Below are 13135 nucleotides of genomic sequence, written 5' to 3'. Positions count from 1 at the left end.
AGGGAGCAATCAGTGCCGCCGAAGGTCAGCGACAACCACACCACCAGCGCAGAGTCCCTGCACACCGTGGAGGAGGAGACCGCGAAGGCCGCGCAGCGCATCGTCGCGACCTACGCCGAGGACTTCCTCGATGCCGCGACGCTGATGTGCATGCTCGGTGTCGAGCCGGAGGGCCTCATCCACCGCAAGGTCGCCGCGGACGCCGCCGCCGCGGAGGAGGCCAAGAACCCCAAGGCCGCGAAGAAGACCACGAAGAAGGCGACCAAGAAGGCCACGAAGAAGGCGCCGGCGAAGAAGGCCGCCGCAAAGAAGACCACGGCCAAGAAGGCGACGAAGGCCACGAAGTCCGCAGCCGCGAAGAAGACCACCACCGAGTAGTCTGGCGGTCGTACAACCGAGATACACCGACCCTCGAGCATCCTCAAAGGGAGACGACGCCGTGACTGCCGGAGATGACCGAACCTACGCTGACGGAGAGTTGTCGACCGGGACCGTCCCCCCGAGTGACATGGTCGTGGTCGCCAACCGGCTGCCGGTCGACCGGTCCGTCGGCAAGGACGGGTCGGTGACCTGGTCCCCCAGCCCGGGCGGGCTGGTCACCGCGCTGCGCCCCGTCCTGGAAAGCAGCCAGGGCAGCTGGGTCGGCTGGCCCGGTGCCACCGCCGACTCCCCGGAGGAGGAGGTGCACGTCTCCGACCTCCCGGAGATGGACGGGGGCGTCACCCTCGTTCCGGTGAACATCACCACCTCGGAGTTCCAGACCTACTACGAGGGTTTCTCCAACGACACCCTCTGGCCGCTGTACCACGACCTGATCGTCCACCCCGAGTTCCACCGGTCGTGGTGGCGCGCCTACCGCACCGTCAACGAACGTTTCGCGGCCGCCGCGGCCGAGGCCGCCGCCCCCGGGGCGACCGTCTGGGTGCAGGACTACCAGCTGCACCTGGTACCGGGCATGCTGCGGGAGATGCGCCCCGACCTGAAGATCGGCTTCTTCCTGCACATCCCCTTCCCCGCGCCGGAGCTGTTCCGCCAGCTGCCGTGGCGGTGGGACGTCCTCCAGGGGACGCTGGGCGCCGACCTCATCGGGCTGCACACCCCTGACTCCGCGTGGAATTTCCTGTACACGCTGCGCGCCCTCGGCGGCGACGTGACCTTCAGCAAGGTCGGCGAGGGCGACGCCTGCGGGGCGGACGGCGAGGGGACGTTCACCGACGACGGCGCTGCCGGCACCGACGAGTCGGGGGTGTCCTACATCCGCGGCGCCCGCCTGCCGCGGCGGGACGCGGTGGCCGGCACCGTACGCACCGAGGACGGACGCGAGGTCAAGGTCGGGGTGTTCCCGATCTCGATCGACGCCGAGGGTGTCCAGGCCAAGGCCACCGCCCCGGAGACCGTGTCCGCCGCCAGTGCCCTGCGTCGTCGGGTCGGTTCGCCGAAGATCCTGCTCGCCGGCGTGGACCGCCTGGACTACACCAAGGGCATCCACCAGCGGCTCAAGGCGCTCGAGCAGCTGCTCAGCCAGGGCCTGCTGAACCCGGACGAGGTCTGCCTGATCCAGGTGGCCACCCCGTCCCGGGAACGTCTCGACTCCTACGCCCGGACCCGCGAGGACGTCGAACGCACCGTGTCGCGCATCAACGGCGCCTACGGCAGCCTCGGGCACACCGTGGTGCACTACTCGCACGCGAGCATGCCGTTCGCGCAACTGGTCTCGCTCTACGCCGCATCGGACGTGATGCTGGTGACCGCCCTGAAGGACGGGATGAACCTCGTGGCCAAGGAGTACGTGGCCAGCCATTCGGACGGCTCCGGCGCCCTGGTGCTCAGTGAGTTCACCGGTGCGGCCACGCAACTGCCGAACGCGTTCCTGTGCAACCCCTACGACGTGGAGTCGACGGCGGCGGCGATCATGAAGGCCATCGAGTCCCCGGACGAGGACAAACAGGCCCGCATGCAGGAGATGTGGGAGGAGGTCCGCTCCCACGACGTCCACGGGTGGGCCCGCCGCTTCCTGGCGGTACTGGACCCCGCGGGACCGGTGTCGACCACAGGCACGGTGGACGAGTGAACCGGAGTACGACCCGAACGACCCACCGTCCCGTCCTCCGCACGGCCCTCGGTGGTGTCGTCCTCGCCGGCAGCGTCCTGCTCGCCTCCTGTGGTTCGGACATCCCCGGCGAGCTCGCGGACATCCGCTGGCAGGTCGGCCGGGTCGAGGACGCCGCCCTCGTCGACTCCGGCACCGCCGTCGCCTCGTCCCTGTCCCAGACAGACCAGGCCCGCACCTGGATCGCCCTCGGCGGCAGCACCATCACCGGTGCCGCCGGGTGCATGGCGTTGAGCGGCGACGTCGAGTGGCTCGACAACGACCGGGTCCGGTTCCCCGGTCTCACGGCCCGCGACATCAGCGGTGACCCCGGCGGGACGGACTGCCTGCCGAACGACTCCTCCCTCGCCGACCGTCTCGTGACGCTGCTCGGCGAAAGCGACGGTGACGACGGCGAAAATGGCGACGGCAGCGACGGCGGTGCCCCGGTCCTGCGGTGGAGCACCCCTGCCGAGGACGAACTGCGGTTGACCCGCACCGACGACGACCCGTCCAACTGGCAGACCGGACGGTTCGTCGAGTTCCTCGCGACCCCCTGACCCCGGCTGTGCCCCTGCCGGGCCCCTGCCGGGCCCCGTCGTCGCTACGCTGGACGGCATGACCGACGACCACGTCACCACCGGCCCCCTGCCCAGCGTCTCCACCGACGACATCCAGTACCTCGCCGAGGTCCCCCACCTGCTCGTCGCCCTCGACTTCGACGGCACCCTCGCCGGGTTCTCCACCGACCCGCTGTCCGTACGCATGGTCCCCGGCGCCCGCGCCGCCATCGACCGGCTCGCGGGGTGTTCCGGCACCACGGTCATGCTGCTCTCCGGACGTAACCTCGAGATCCTCGAACCCGTCGCCGAGGTCACCGCCGTCTCCTCGCCGTCACCCGGCGACATCCTGCTCGTCGGCAGCCACGGTGCCGAACCCGCCGACACCGCCGGCTCCGGACTCGACGAAGACCAGCAGACCCTGCTCGCCACACTCGCCGAGAAGGCCGACGCCTACGCCACCCTCGATCCCGGGATGTGGGTGGAGCGCAAACCCTTCGCCGTGGGGCTCCACATCCGAGGCGCCGCGGACCGCCGGACCGGCCTCACCGCCTACGAGGAGTTCCGTCTGGCCGTGCAGAAACTCGACGGGGTCACCGTGACCCCGGGCAAGGACATCGTCGAGGTGTCGGTGTCACCGGTGACCAAGGGCAGCTACCTGCAGGCCTACATCGACCGTGACCAGCCGGACGCCGTCATCTTCGCCGGCGACGACGTCACCGACGAGACCGCGCTGCGGGTGCTCGACCAGCAGGGGCTGTCCCCGTCCGGCGACAGCTACCCGGGCCGTCCTGACCTGGGCATCCGGGTGGGCGACGGCGACACCGCCGCGCACCGTCGCCTGCCGGACCCGGATGCGGTGGCCGCCACCCTGTCGCGCCTCGCCGAAGCGAGGCTCCTGCGCCAGGGTGACCGCGACGGCGGGGTCGTCGACGCCGCCTCGGTGGCCGCACTCAGCGAGCTGCGGGAGGAGCCACGGTCCGGCCAGGGAGGTAGTGCGTCGGCAGGATGATCCTCGGCTCCGGCTCCGCCCACTCGGTCGCGGGCTCCCGCCGCGTGGCCTCGGTGTTGCGGCCGATCAGCGCGGCGAGGACGTTTCCGCTGGTGAACCCCTTCTCGCGGTTCGGCTGTTCCACGGTGGCCAGACCCCGATCACGGGCACGGGCGATCCCGTCGAACCCGACCACCGAGAGCTCCCCGGGCACGTCGATCCCCACGTCGGCGGCGTAGTCGAGCACACCGAGCGCCTGGCTGTCCGTCGTGCAGATCACCGCCGTGAGTTCGGGGTGCCCCTCCAGCAACTCGGCGGCCGCACTCCGGGCGGTGTCCGGGTTGTTGATGTGGCGTTCGATGACCGGGACGTCCGTGCGGTCGACACCGGCGTCCTCCAGCACGGCCAGCGCCCCGAGGACCCGGCCCTTCTGGACGTGCATCTGCGCCTTCTCCAGGCGCTCCGGGCTGACCGGACCGTTGTTGGGGTGACGGTCCAGACGGATGCACAGGATCCCCACCCGGCGGTGACCGGCGTCGACCAGTGCCTGGGCCGCCGGGCGGATCGCCTCCCGGTCGTCGATGCCCACGAAGTTCACCCCGTGGTCGTCGGCCGGCTGGTCACAGATCACGGTGGGGACGTTGCGGCTGGTCACCGAGGCGAGGAACGGGTCGTCGGCGGCGACGGAGTAGACGATGAAGCCGTCCACCACGGCCTGGTTCACCAGTGAGGCCGGCCTGTCCTCCTCGGCGGTCTCCGCACCGGCGGGGATCAGCAGCATGGAGGTGTCCATACCGACGCAGGCCTCGGAGACACCCGACATGAACTCCAGCGACGCCTGGTCCTCGAAGGCGTAGGTCATGTCGTCGGTGAGCAGGACGCCGATCGCACCGGCCCGACGGGTCCGCAGGGACCGTGCCGTCGGGTCCGGGCCGGAGTAGCCCATCCGGTCCGCGGTGCGCATGATGCGTTCACGCAGTTCGACGGAGAGCTGTTCGGGACGGTTGTAGGCGTTGGAGACCGTTGTCCGGGACACCCCCAGCTCCGCCGCGATAGAGGCCAGGGTGCCGCGCCGGTTCTGTCTGCCTGGTCGGCCCGGGGCACCGTTCGAGGCCCTGCTGCTGGAGCGATTCACGACGACCATGCTAGTCGACGCCCTGTCCCGGTGACTGACGCAACCCTAATTGGCAAGCATTCCCAACAAGGACTAGTGTCGTCCCCATGTCACGACGTCGCCCCACCGCCCGCACCTCCGCAGCCCTGGCCCTGGCCACCGCCACCGCCCTCACACTGGGACTCACCGCCTGCGCCGGCGGAGCGGACAGCGACCCCGCCGACAACGGGGGCATCCGCATCGTCGCATCCACCTCGACCTGGGGCGACATCGCCCAGCAGGTCGTCGACGACGCCGCCGAGTCCGACGACGCCGTCAACGCCGACGACTTCACCGTGGACACCATCCTCACCGGCACCGACGACGACCCCCACGAGTACGAGGCCACCGCCCGGGACATCTCCACGATCCGCGACGCCGACATCGTCGTCGGCAACGGCGCCGGCTACGACAACTGGCTCACCGACAACGCCGGCGACGACGCCGAGGTCATCACCGCCGCCCCGCTGGCCGAAGGTCACACCCACGGTGGCGAGGGTGACGACCACGGCGACCATGACCACGGGGACCACGGGGACCACGGGGACCACGGGGACCACGGCGATGACCATGCCGGCCACGACCACGGCGGCGACATCCTCACCGGCGACGAGAACCCGCACGTCTGGTTCGACATGGACCGCGTCAGTGCCTTCGCCGACGCCCTCGCCGCCCACATCAACAGCCTCGACCCCAGCTTCCCCACCGACGCCAGCGGGGTCCACGAGATGACCGACGGCTTCCGCCAGCGGATCGCCGACCTCCCGCACGCCCACGTGGTGCTCACCGAGCCCGTCGCGGGCCTGCTGCTACGCGGCTCGGAGATCCACGACGTCACCCCCGAAGGATTCGCCCGGTCCGTCCTCAACGAGGGCGAGCCCTCCGTCGCGGACCTCTCGACCACCCGCGACCTCGTCACCGGCGGCGAGGCGGACGCGCTGATCACCAACACCCAGTCCGAGAGCCAGTCCTCACGCCAGCTCACCGACGCCGCGAAGGACACCGACGTGCCGGTGGTCAACGTCACCGAGACCCCCGGCGCCGACGACACCTACGCCGACTACGTCGACGGCGTGATCACCGACCTCGAGGACGCGCTCAGCTAGATGGCTCTCCTGACCTTCACCGACGCCAGCGTCGACCCGCTCTGGCACAACCTGGACCTCAGCATCGGGACCGGGGAGTTCCTCACCGTCCTCGGCCCCAACGGCGTGGGGAAATCCACGCTGCTCAACACCGTCCTGGGCACCCGCGCGCTGTCCTCAGGCAGCGTCAGCACCCCCGACCGGATCGGGTTCATCCCCCAGCAACGCATGTTCGACACCGACCTGCCGATCCGCGTCCGCGACCTCGTCGGACTGTCCATCGAGCACGGCGTCCTGTCCCGACGCCGCCCCCGGCGCGCCACCGTGGACGCCGCCCTCGCCGAGGTCGGCGCGTCGGGCCTGGCGGACCGGCGGGTGGGCACCCTCTCCGGCGGCCAACAGCAACTCGTCCGGCAGGCCCAGGCGCTGGCCTCCGACCCCCAGCTCCTGCTCTGCGACGAGCCGCTGCTGAGCCTGGACCTGTCGGCCCAACGCTCCGCCGTCGAGCTCCTGGACCGGCGCCGACGGGAACACGGCACCGCCGTCGTCTTCGTCACCCACAGCATCAACCCCGTGCTCGGGGTGACCGACCGGGTGCTCTACCTCGGCCCGGACGGCCACGTCACCGGCACGGTGGACGAGGTCATGACCGGTCCGGTGCTGTCCCGGCTCTACGGCACCGAGGTCGACGTCGCCGAGGTCAACGGACGGATGGTGGTCGTGTGAACACCTGGGACCTGCTGCAGGTCGACTTCGTGCAGTACGCCTTGGTCGCGTCCCTGCTCCTCGGCCTGGTCTCCGGGGCGCTCGCCCCGCTGATCGTGATGCGCAAGATGAGCTTCGCCGCCCACGCCACCGGGGAGCTGGCGTTGATGGGCGCCGCCGCCGCACTGCTGTTCGGCGTCAGCGTGACCACCGGGGCCGTCCTGGGCGCCGTCCTGGCCGCGGTGGTGCTCGCGCTGCTGGGGCTGAAGGAACAGGACGCCACCGTCGGGGTGGTCCTCGCCTTCGGCATGGGCCTGTCCGTGCTGTTCATCTACCTGTACCCCGGTCGGACGTCGGAGGCCTACGCCCTGCTCACCGGGCAGATCGTGGGGGTGTCGGGCGCCTCGCTGGGGGTGCTCGCCCTGATGTCCGTCCTCGTCGTCGGCGCCGTCGCCGTGCTGTGGCGACCGCTGCTGTTCGCCACGGTCGACCCGGTCATGGCCGCGGCGTCCGGTGTGCCGGTGAAGCTCCTCGCCGCGGCGTTCGCCGTCCTGATCGGTATCGTCGCCTCCCAGGGGGTGCAGATCGTCGGGGCGCTGCTGCTGTTGGCGCTGCTGATCACCCCGGGTGCCGCCGCCGTCCGGGTGACGTCCAACCCGCTGATGGCGGTGGTGCTGTCCGCCGTCTTCGCCACGACCGCCGCCGCCGGTGGTCTGGTGCTCTCCCTGGAACCGGGGCTCCCGGTCAGCCCCTTCGTCACGACCATCAGCTTCACCATCTACCTGGTGTGCCGCGGGATCGGGTGGGCGCGGGGACGCCGCGTGATCCGCGACGAGACGCGGCAGCGGCCCTCCCCGGCCGAACCGGTCGGCGGACCGGATCACCCACAGAGCGTGAGCTGATCCCGCACGGCCGGCGGGACGCCGTCCTGTGCGATGCGGTCGGCGTCGTAGCAGGGGTAGCCGCTGAGGTCCGTGTGCCCGTCGGGCGGGTACTCCACCCACATGTCACCGTCCCAGGTGAGGTTCCGGAGATGGTCGGTCTGCCACTGTCCGGCGCGCATCCAGGTGCCGTCGCAGTAGATCAGCACGTCCAACGCCTCCATCCCCGCGGTCCGGTGCAGTGACTCCAGGGTGCACGGCTCCGGGGCGGGGGCGGTCGAGGGAGTGGTCGGCGCCGGCGTGGGGACGGGGGTGACGACCGTGGGGTCGGGCACCGGGGTGGACACCGGGGCGGTCGCGGTGGTGAGGGTCGGCGTGGGGACCGGGGTGACCGACCCCGGGGCGGTCGGGGTCTCCCCGGAGCAGGACGACACGGCTAACGCGAGTACGGCCACCGCACCTGCCGCGGTTATCCTGCGGGCGGCAGTGCCCGTCGGACGGTGCACTGGGGCGGATACGGTCACCATGACGGCCTCCTCGGGGACGCTCAGGACGGTGCGTATCTGCCCTATCGCCACACGGGGTCGCCGGGTTAGCGTGCCGGGTCGGAGCCCCGCGGTGGGGTCCCGGCCCATGGGTATCCAACTATCGGACTCAATAAGATACTAATGCAGACAAAAGCCCAGGTCAGTTTCGCTTAAGTCGGCGATGGGGTGCGAAAGCCGATCCGGCGTCGCACCATCCACCACCATCCACCACCATCCCCCGACCCCCGACCTCCCGGGGATCGGCCTGCTACCCCACCCGACGCTGACGGGCGAACTCGCTGAGCACCACGCCGGCGGCGACTGACGCATTGAGCGACTCGACGCTCGCCGCCATCGGGATCGACAGGATGTCGTCGCAGGTCTCCCCCACCAGGCGCGACAACCCCTTCCCCTCGGAGCCCACCACGACGACGACCGGGGTCGTACCGTCGTAGGTGTCCAGGGTGTGCTGACCGCCGGCGTCCAGGCCCACGACCTGGTACCCGGACTGCTGGAACTGCTTCAGGGAGCGCACCAGGTTCGTCGCCCGCGCCACCGGCAGCCGCGCCGCGGTCCCGGCGGAGGTCCGCCACGCCACAGCCGTCACCGACGCCGACCGTCGCTCCGGGATGACCACACCGTGCCCACCGAACGCCGCGACAGAGCGGATCACCGCCCCGAGGTTCCGGGGGTCGGTGATATTGTCGAGCACCACGATCAGGCCGGGACGGCCCGAGGTCTGCACCGCGTCGATCAGGTCCTCGACCTCGGCGTACTTGTACGGCGGCACCTGCAGGCCGATCCCCTGATGCATGCCGTTGCCCGTCATCCGGTCCAGCTCGTCCCGGCTGACCTCGAGCACGGCGATACCACGCTCGGCACAGGTGTGCACCGCTTCGGCGAGTCGCTCGTCGTTGCCGGTGCCGACGGCGACGTACAGCGCCGTCGCCGGGGCCTCCGCCCGCAGGCACTCGATCACCGGGTTCCGTCCGACGACGAGTTCCGGCTGGTCGTCGAGGTCCCGCGGCCGCTGCCGACCCGAGTCACGGCGCTCCTGGGCCTTCTTCGCCTTGTACTTCGCGTGGTAGACGCGGTCCTCGGCCTTCGGTGTCGGCCCCTTGCCGGCGAGCCCCCGTCGCCGGTGGCCGCCCGAGCCCTTGTCCGAGCCCTTGCGCGCCGTCTTCCGTACCGCGCCGCGGCGCTTGTCGTTTCCTGCCATGGCGACCAGACTACCCTGCAGGTTCGCCGTGTTCCCAACACTGTCGCCGCACGGTATCCTCTGCTGGTTATGACCCCTCCGGATCCCGTGGGCACGCCCACGTCCCGCACCGAACGTCTCGACTCCCTGCCGGTGACCCGACGTCACGTCAGACTGCTCGGTGGTTCCGGTGTCGGCTGGGCGTTGGACGCGATGGACGTCGGCCTCATCGGCTTCATCATGGCGGCGCTGACGACACACTGGGGGTTGAGCCACACCGAGACCTCGTGGCTGGCGTCCGCCGGGTTCGTCGGGATGGCCCTGGGCGCCACGTTCGGTGGCCTGCTGGCCGACCGCATCGGGCGCCGCAGCGTCTTCGCAGTCACACTGCTGGTCTACGGTCTGGCGACCGGTGCCTCCGCGCTCGCCGGCGGGCTGGCGGTCCTGATCGTCCTGCGCTTCGTGGTGGGCCTCGGGCTCGGTGCGGAACTGCCGGTGGCGTCCACCCTGGTCTCCGAGTTCGCGCCACGCTCCGTGCGCGGCCGGATGGTCGTGATCCTCGAGGCGTTCTGGGCCCTGGGCTGGCTCGCCGCGGCCGTGATCGGCGCCTTCGTCATCCCGCTGTCCGACGACGGATGGCGCTGGGCGCTGGCGCTGGGCATGGTGCCTGCCGTGTACGCCCTGTACGTGCGTATGAGACTGCCGGAATCGGTGCGTTACCTGGAGTCGAAGGGCCGTCACGACGAGGCGGAGCGGATCGTCGTCGATTTCGAGGAGTCCTCACCGGCGCGCTTCCGGTTCGGTACCGCAGCCACCGGGAGGGCGGGGGACGGGCCCGATGCACCAGCGGCGCAGCCGGCCCAGGCGGCCCAGGCGGCCCAGGCGGCGTCCGGGATCTGGTCGCCGGCGCTACGCCGCCGGACCGCGGCACTGTGGACGATCTGGTTCTGCATCAACCTCAGCTACTACGGCGCATTCACCTGGATCCCGTCCATCCTGGTCGACCAGGGCTACACCCTGGTGAAGTCGTTCACCTTCACCCTGGTCATCACGCTCGCGCAGCTGCCCGGTTACGCGGTGTCCGCGTTCCTCATCGAGCGGTGGGGACGGCGCAGCACCCTGGCGACCTTCCTCGCCGGGTCCGCGGTGTCCGCCGGCCTGTACGGGTTCGCCGGTGTCGAGTGGCAGATCATCGCCGCCGGCTGCCTGCTGTCCTTCTTCAACCTGGGCGCATGGGGCGCGCTCTACGCGGTCGGGCCGGAGCTCTACCCGACGACGATGCGGGGCCGCGGCACCGGTGCGGCCACCGGTTTCGGACGGATCGCGTCGATCATCGCCCCGTTGATCGTGCCGCCGCTGCTGGTCGTCGGTGGCATGCCGGTCCTGTTCGCCCTGTTCGGCGCGGCCTTCGCCGTCGCCGCACTCGCCGCCCTGTCACTTCCCGAGCTCAGGGGGACGAGCCTGGCGGAGCGGTAGTCCCGGTTACTCCACCGACCAGATGGCACCGTCCGGGGTGTCGGTGACCACGACGCCGGCCTCCTTCAACCGGTCCCGGACCTCGTCCGCAGTGGTGTAGTCCTTCTCCGCCCGCGCGGCGGAACGACGGTCCAGCTCCGCGCGGACCAGGACGTCCAACGCCGACATCGCCGCGTCCGAGGCGTCCGAACCGATCCCCAGTCCCCGCCCCTGCGCGGACGGGCCGGACCAGGTCACCGACATCGGGTCGACACCGAGCACACCGGTCATCGCCCGGACCGCCCCGGCGATCTGCGCCAGCTGTTCCCGGTCACCGGACTCCAGGGCCTTGTTGCCCTCCCGCACGGCGTCGTGGATGACCGCCAGGGACTGCGGGACGGACAGGTCGTCGTCCATCGCCTCCTCGAATGCGGGAAGCCAGGCACCGGTCTCCACGTCGCCGAGGACCTCGGCGGCACGGGCCAGGAACTTCTCGATCCGCCGGAACCCCGCGGCCGCCTCCTGCAGCGCGGACTCCGAGTACTCCAGCATGGACCGGTAGTGCGCCGAGCCCAGGTAGTACCGCAGCTCGATCGGCCGGACCTGGGTGAGGATGTTCGGCACGGACAGCACGTTGCCCAGCGACTTGGACATCTTCTCGCCCGACATCGTCACCCACCCGTTGTGCAGCCACAGGCGTGCGAAACCGTCACCGGCGGCATGCGCCTGGGCCGCCTCGTTCTCGTGGTGCGGGAACTGGAGGTCCATCCCGCCGGCGTGGATGTCGAACTCCGCGCCGAGGTACTTGCGGGACATCGCGGAGCACTCGATGTGCCAGCCGGGACGGCCGTACCCCCACGGGGTCTCCCACCCCGGCTCGCCGGGTTTCGCCGCCTTCCACATCGCGAAGTCGCGGGGGTCCTCCTTGCCCGGGGCCGCGTCCTCGCCCTGGTCCAGTTCGTCGAGCTTCTGGTGCGACAGGAAACCGTAGCCGGGCACGCGCGCGGTGCGGCAGTACACCGACCCGTCCTCGGTGGCGTAGGCGAGGTCGGCGTCGATGATGCGGCGGATGTAGGCGATCATCTCCGGGATGTGCCCGGTGGCCCGCGGCTCGACCGACGGCGGTGCGACCCCGAGCAGGTCGTAGGCGCGGGTGAACTCGCGCTCGTGGGTGGCCGCCCATTCCCACCAGGGACGCCCGTGCTCGGCGGACTTCGTGAGGATCTTGTCGTCGATGTCTGTAACATTGCGAACGAAAGCGACATCAAGTCCCTTAGCCTCGAGCCAGTTGCGGAGGATGTCGAACGCCACCCCGGAGCGCACATGCCCGATGTGCGGGACGGACTGCACGGTCGCACCACACAGGTAGACCGACGCGTGTCCTTCCTGCAGCGGGACGAAGTCCTGGAGTTCACGGGTCGCGGTATCGAAGAATCGCAGAGTCACAACAGACAGTCTAGACGGGAGAGACCACATGAAACTTGCGACGGTCCGGATCGACGGCACACGGTGCACCATCCACGTCGACGGCATCGACGACCCGGCCGGCACCGGTGACTCCCCGCAGGCAGGCTCGGTCACCGGGCGTATCGTCGACCGACGTGATCTCGGGGCCCTGCTCACGGCGAACCCCACCGGCATCCGTGGTGCCGTGGAGTCCGGCCTCCGACGCGACGGCGACGAGGTGACGGTCCCCCTGACCGACCTGCTCCCGGTGATCACCTCCCCGTCGAAGATCTTCTGCGTGGGCCTGAACTACCGCGAACACATCGAGGAGATGGGCCACCCCATCCCCGACCACCCGACGCTGTTCGTCAAGTACCCCTCCGCCCTGACCTCCCCCTACGCCGAGGTGACGGTGCCCGCCGGGATGACCGACAAGGCGGACTACGAGGGGGAGCTCGCCGTGATCATCGGCTCACGGCTGGCCGGTGCCCGCGGCGGCGCCTCCGAGGAGGAGGCACGTGCCGCCATCGGTGGTTACGCGGTGTTCAACGACTTCTCCCAGCGCGACTGGCAGTACCGCACCCAGCAGTGGCTGCAGGGCAAGAACCTCGACCGTTCCTCGGCGTTCGGCCCGTGGATGACACTCGCCGACGACTACGACCCGGTGGCCGAGGGCGCGTCCCTGCGTACCTGGGTCAACGGCGAACTGCGCCAGGACCACTCCACCGCCGACCTGGTGTTCCCCCCGGTGGACCTGGTCCGCTACATCTCCAACTTCGCCACACTGGAGCCCGGCGACGTGATCGTCACGGGCACCCCCGAGGGCGTCGGCGCGGGGTCGGGACGCTTCCTCGCCGACGGTGACGTGGTGCGCATCGAGGTCGACGGGCTCGGCGCGGTGGAGTCGACCGTGCGGATGTAGCGGCTCCGGCACCCGCACCACCCGTCCGAACCGGCGCGCCGCCGTCCTCGCCCTGGGCCTCACCGCCTGCTCGGTGAACCGGATCACCGACCACGCCTCCACTCTCCCGTTCGCGGACATCAC

Annotated in this window: 13 protein-coding genes; 9 read left to right on the top strand and 4 right to left on the bottom strand. The window is 70.5% G+C overall.

Annotated elements, in window-relative coordinates; translation table 11 throughout:
* Positions 1–12 precede the first annotated feature (12 nt).
* The 4 genes from MUN33_RS10245 to otsB all read left to right on the top strand — a co-directional run bounded on the left by MUN33_RS10245 (position 13) and on the right by otsB (position 3661).
* Positions 13–378, top strand: a complete 366-nt coding sequence (locus tag MUN33_RS10245; protein ID WP_244804814.1) for a hypothetical protein — start codon at positions 13–15, stop codon at positions 376–378.
* 130 nt (positions 379–508) lie between these two features.
* Entirely contained in the window at positions 509–2071 is a 1563-nt protein-coding gene (locus MUN33_RS10240) for an alpha,alpha-trehalose-phosphate synthase (UDP-forming) (RefSeq protein WP_244804892.1), read from the top strand.
* The gene (locus MUN33_RS10235) at positions 2068–2649 is read left to right on the top strand and encodes a hypothetical protein (RefSeq protein WP_244804813.1); all 582 of its coding nucleotides are present in this window, start codon (positions 2068–2070) and stop codon (positions 2647–2649) included. The genes MUN33_RS10240 and MUN33_RS10235 overlap by 4 nt, the downstream gene beginning before the upstream one ends.
* 58 nt (positions 2650–2707) lie before the next feature.
* Positions 2708–3661, top strand: a complete 954-nt coding sequence (otsB, locus tag MUN33_RS10230) for a trehalose-phosphatase (RefSeq protein ID WP_244804812.1) — start codon at positions 2708–2710, stop codon at positions 3659–3661.
* Here otsB and MUN33_RS10225 read toward each other — a convergent pair.
* Entirely contained in the window at positions 3603–4784 is a 1182-nt protein-coding gene (locus MUN33_RS10225) for a LacI family DNA-binding transcriptional regulator (RefSeq protein ID WP_255806743.1), read from the bottom strand. The genes otsB and MUN33_RS10225 overlap by 59 nt on opposite strands.
* A 77-nt stretch (positions 4785–4861) precedes the next feature.
* Here MUN33_RS10225 and MUN33_RS10220 point away from each other — a divergent pair, with 77 nt between their 5' ends.
* The 3 genes from MUN33_RS10220 to MUN33_RS10210 are packed head-to-tail and all read left to right on the top strand — an operon-like array spanning position 4862 to position 7485.
* The gene (locus tag MUN33_RS10220) at positions 4862–5899 is read left to right on the top strand and encodes a metal ABC transporter solute-binding protein, Zn/Mn family (protein WP_244804810.1); all 1038 of its coding nucleotides are present in this window, start codon (positions 4862–4864) and stop codon (positions 5897–5899) included.
* Positions 5900–6604 carry a metal ABC transporter ATP-binding protein gene (locus tag MUN33_RS10215; protein ID WP_244804809.1) on the top strand — a complete coding sequence of 235 codons (705 nt, stop codon included), beginning with the start codon at positions 5900–5902 and terminating at the stop codon, positions 6602–6604.
* A complete protein-coding gene (locus tag MUN33_RS10210; protein ID WP_244804808.1) occupies positions 6601–7485 on the top strand; it encodes a metal ABC transporter permease in 885 nt (294 codons plus the stop codon). Before MUN33_RS10215 ends, MUN33_RS10210 begins: the two co-directional genes overlap by 4 nt.
* On the opposite strand, the gene MUN33_RS10205 is transcribed toward MUN33_RS10210, so the two are convergent.
* Together MUN33_RS10205 and rlmB are read right to left on the bottom strand one after the other, a co-directional pair.
* Positions 7464–7991, bottom strand: coding sequence for a hypothetical protein (locus tag MUN33_RS10205; protein WP_244804807.1), 528 nt, complete (start codon positions 7989–7991; stop codon positions 7464–7466). The two genes, MUN33_RS10210 and MUN33_RS10205, sit on opposite strands and share 22 nt — an antisense overlap.
* Before the next feature lie 268 nt (positions 7992–8259).
* The gene (rlmB, locus tag MUN33_RS10200) at positions 8260–9210 is read right to left on the bottom strand and encodes a 23S rRNA (guanosine(2251)-2'-O)-methyltransferase RlmB (protein ID WP_244804806.1); all 951 of its coding nucleotides are present in this window, start codon (positions 9208–9210) and stop codon (positions 8260–8262) included.
* A 69-nt stretch (positions 9211–9279) separates the two neighbouring features.
* Between rlmB and MUN33_RS10195 the strand changes: the two genes are divergently transcribed.
* Positions 9280–10665, top strand: coding sequence for an MFS transporter (locus MUN33_RS10195; protein ID WP_244804805.1), 1386 nt, complete (start codon positions 9280–9282; stop codon positions 10663–10665).
* Positions 10666–10671: 6 nt separating this feature from the next.
* Here the strand turns inward: MUN33_RS10195 and cysS are convergent, their stop codons facing one another.
* On the bottom strand, positions 10672–12090 hold the full coding sequence (gene cysS / locus MUN33_RS10190; protein WP_244804804.1) for a cysteine--tRNA ligase: 1419 nt from the start codon (positions 12088–12090) through the stop codon (positions 10672–10674).
* Between the two features lie 28 nt (positions 12091–12118).
* On the opposite strand from cysS, the gene MUN33_RS10185 reads away from it, so the two are divergent.
* Positions 12119–13012, top strand: a complete 894-nt coding sequence (locus MUN33_RS10185) for a fumarylacetoacetate hydrolase family protein (protein WP_244804803.1) — start codon at positions 12119–12121, stop codon at positions 13010–13012.
* Positions 13013–13135: the final 123 nt, after the last annotated feature.

It is taken from the genome of Corynebacterium kalidii (genome assembly GCF_022869005.1).
GTDB lineage: Bacteria > Actinomycetota > Actinomycetes > Mycobacteriales > Mycobacteriaceae > Corynebacterium > Corynebacterium kalidii.
Note: the sequence above shows the minus strand (reverse complement) of the source record. Positions and strands in the feature narration are given on the sequence as shown.

What these genes read in the sequence shown, in the direction of transcription:
- MUN33_RS10185 (WP_244804803.1), top strand. Translation starts at nt 12,119, where the DNA reads ATGAAACTTGCGACGGTCCGGATCGACGGCACACGGTGCACCATCCAC.
- MUN33_RS10195 (WP_244804805.1), top strand. Translation starts at nt 9,280, where the DNA reads ATGACCCCTCCGGATCCCGTGGGCACGCCCACGTCCCGCACCGAACGT.
- MUN33_RS10215 (WP_244804809.1), top strand. Translation starts at nt 5,900, where the DNA reads ATGGCTCTCCTGACCTTCACCGACGCCAGCGTCGACCCGCTCTGGCAC.
- MUN33_RS10205 (WP_244804807.1), bottom strand. Translation starts at nt 7,991, where the DNA reads ATGGTGACCGTATCCGCCCCAGTGCACCGTCCGACGGGCACTGCCGCC.
- MUN33_RS10220 (WP_244804810.1), top strand. Translation starts at nt 4,862, where the DNA reads ATGTCACGACGTCGCCCCACCGCCCGCACCTCCGCAGCCCTGGCCCTG.
- MUN33_RS10240 (WP_244804892.1), top strand. Translation starts at nt 509, where the DNA reads ATGGTCGTGGTCGCCAACCGGCTGCCGGTCGACCGGTCCGTCGGCAAG.
- otsB (WP_244804812.1), top strand. Translation starts at nt 2,708, where the DNA reads ATGACCGACGACCACGTCACCACCGGCCCCCTGCCCAGCGTCTCCACC.
- rlmB (WP_244804806.1), bottom strand. Translation starts at nt 9,210, where the DNA reads ATGGCAGGAAACGACAAGCGCCGCGGCGCGGTACGGAAGACGGCGCGC.
- MUN33_RS10225 (WP_255806743.1), bottom strand. Translation starts at nt 4,784, where the DNA reads ATGGTCGTCGTGAATCGCTCCAGCAGCAGGGCCTCGAACGGTGCCCCG.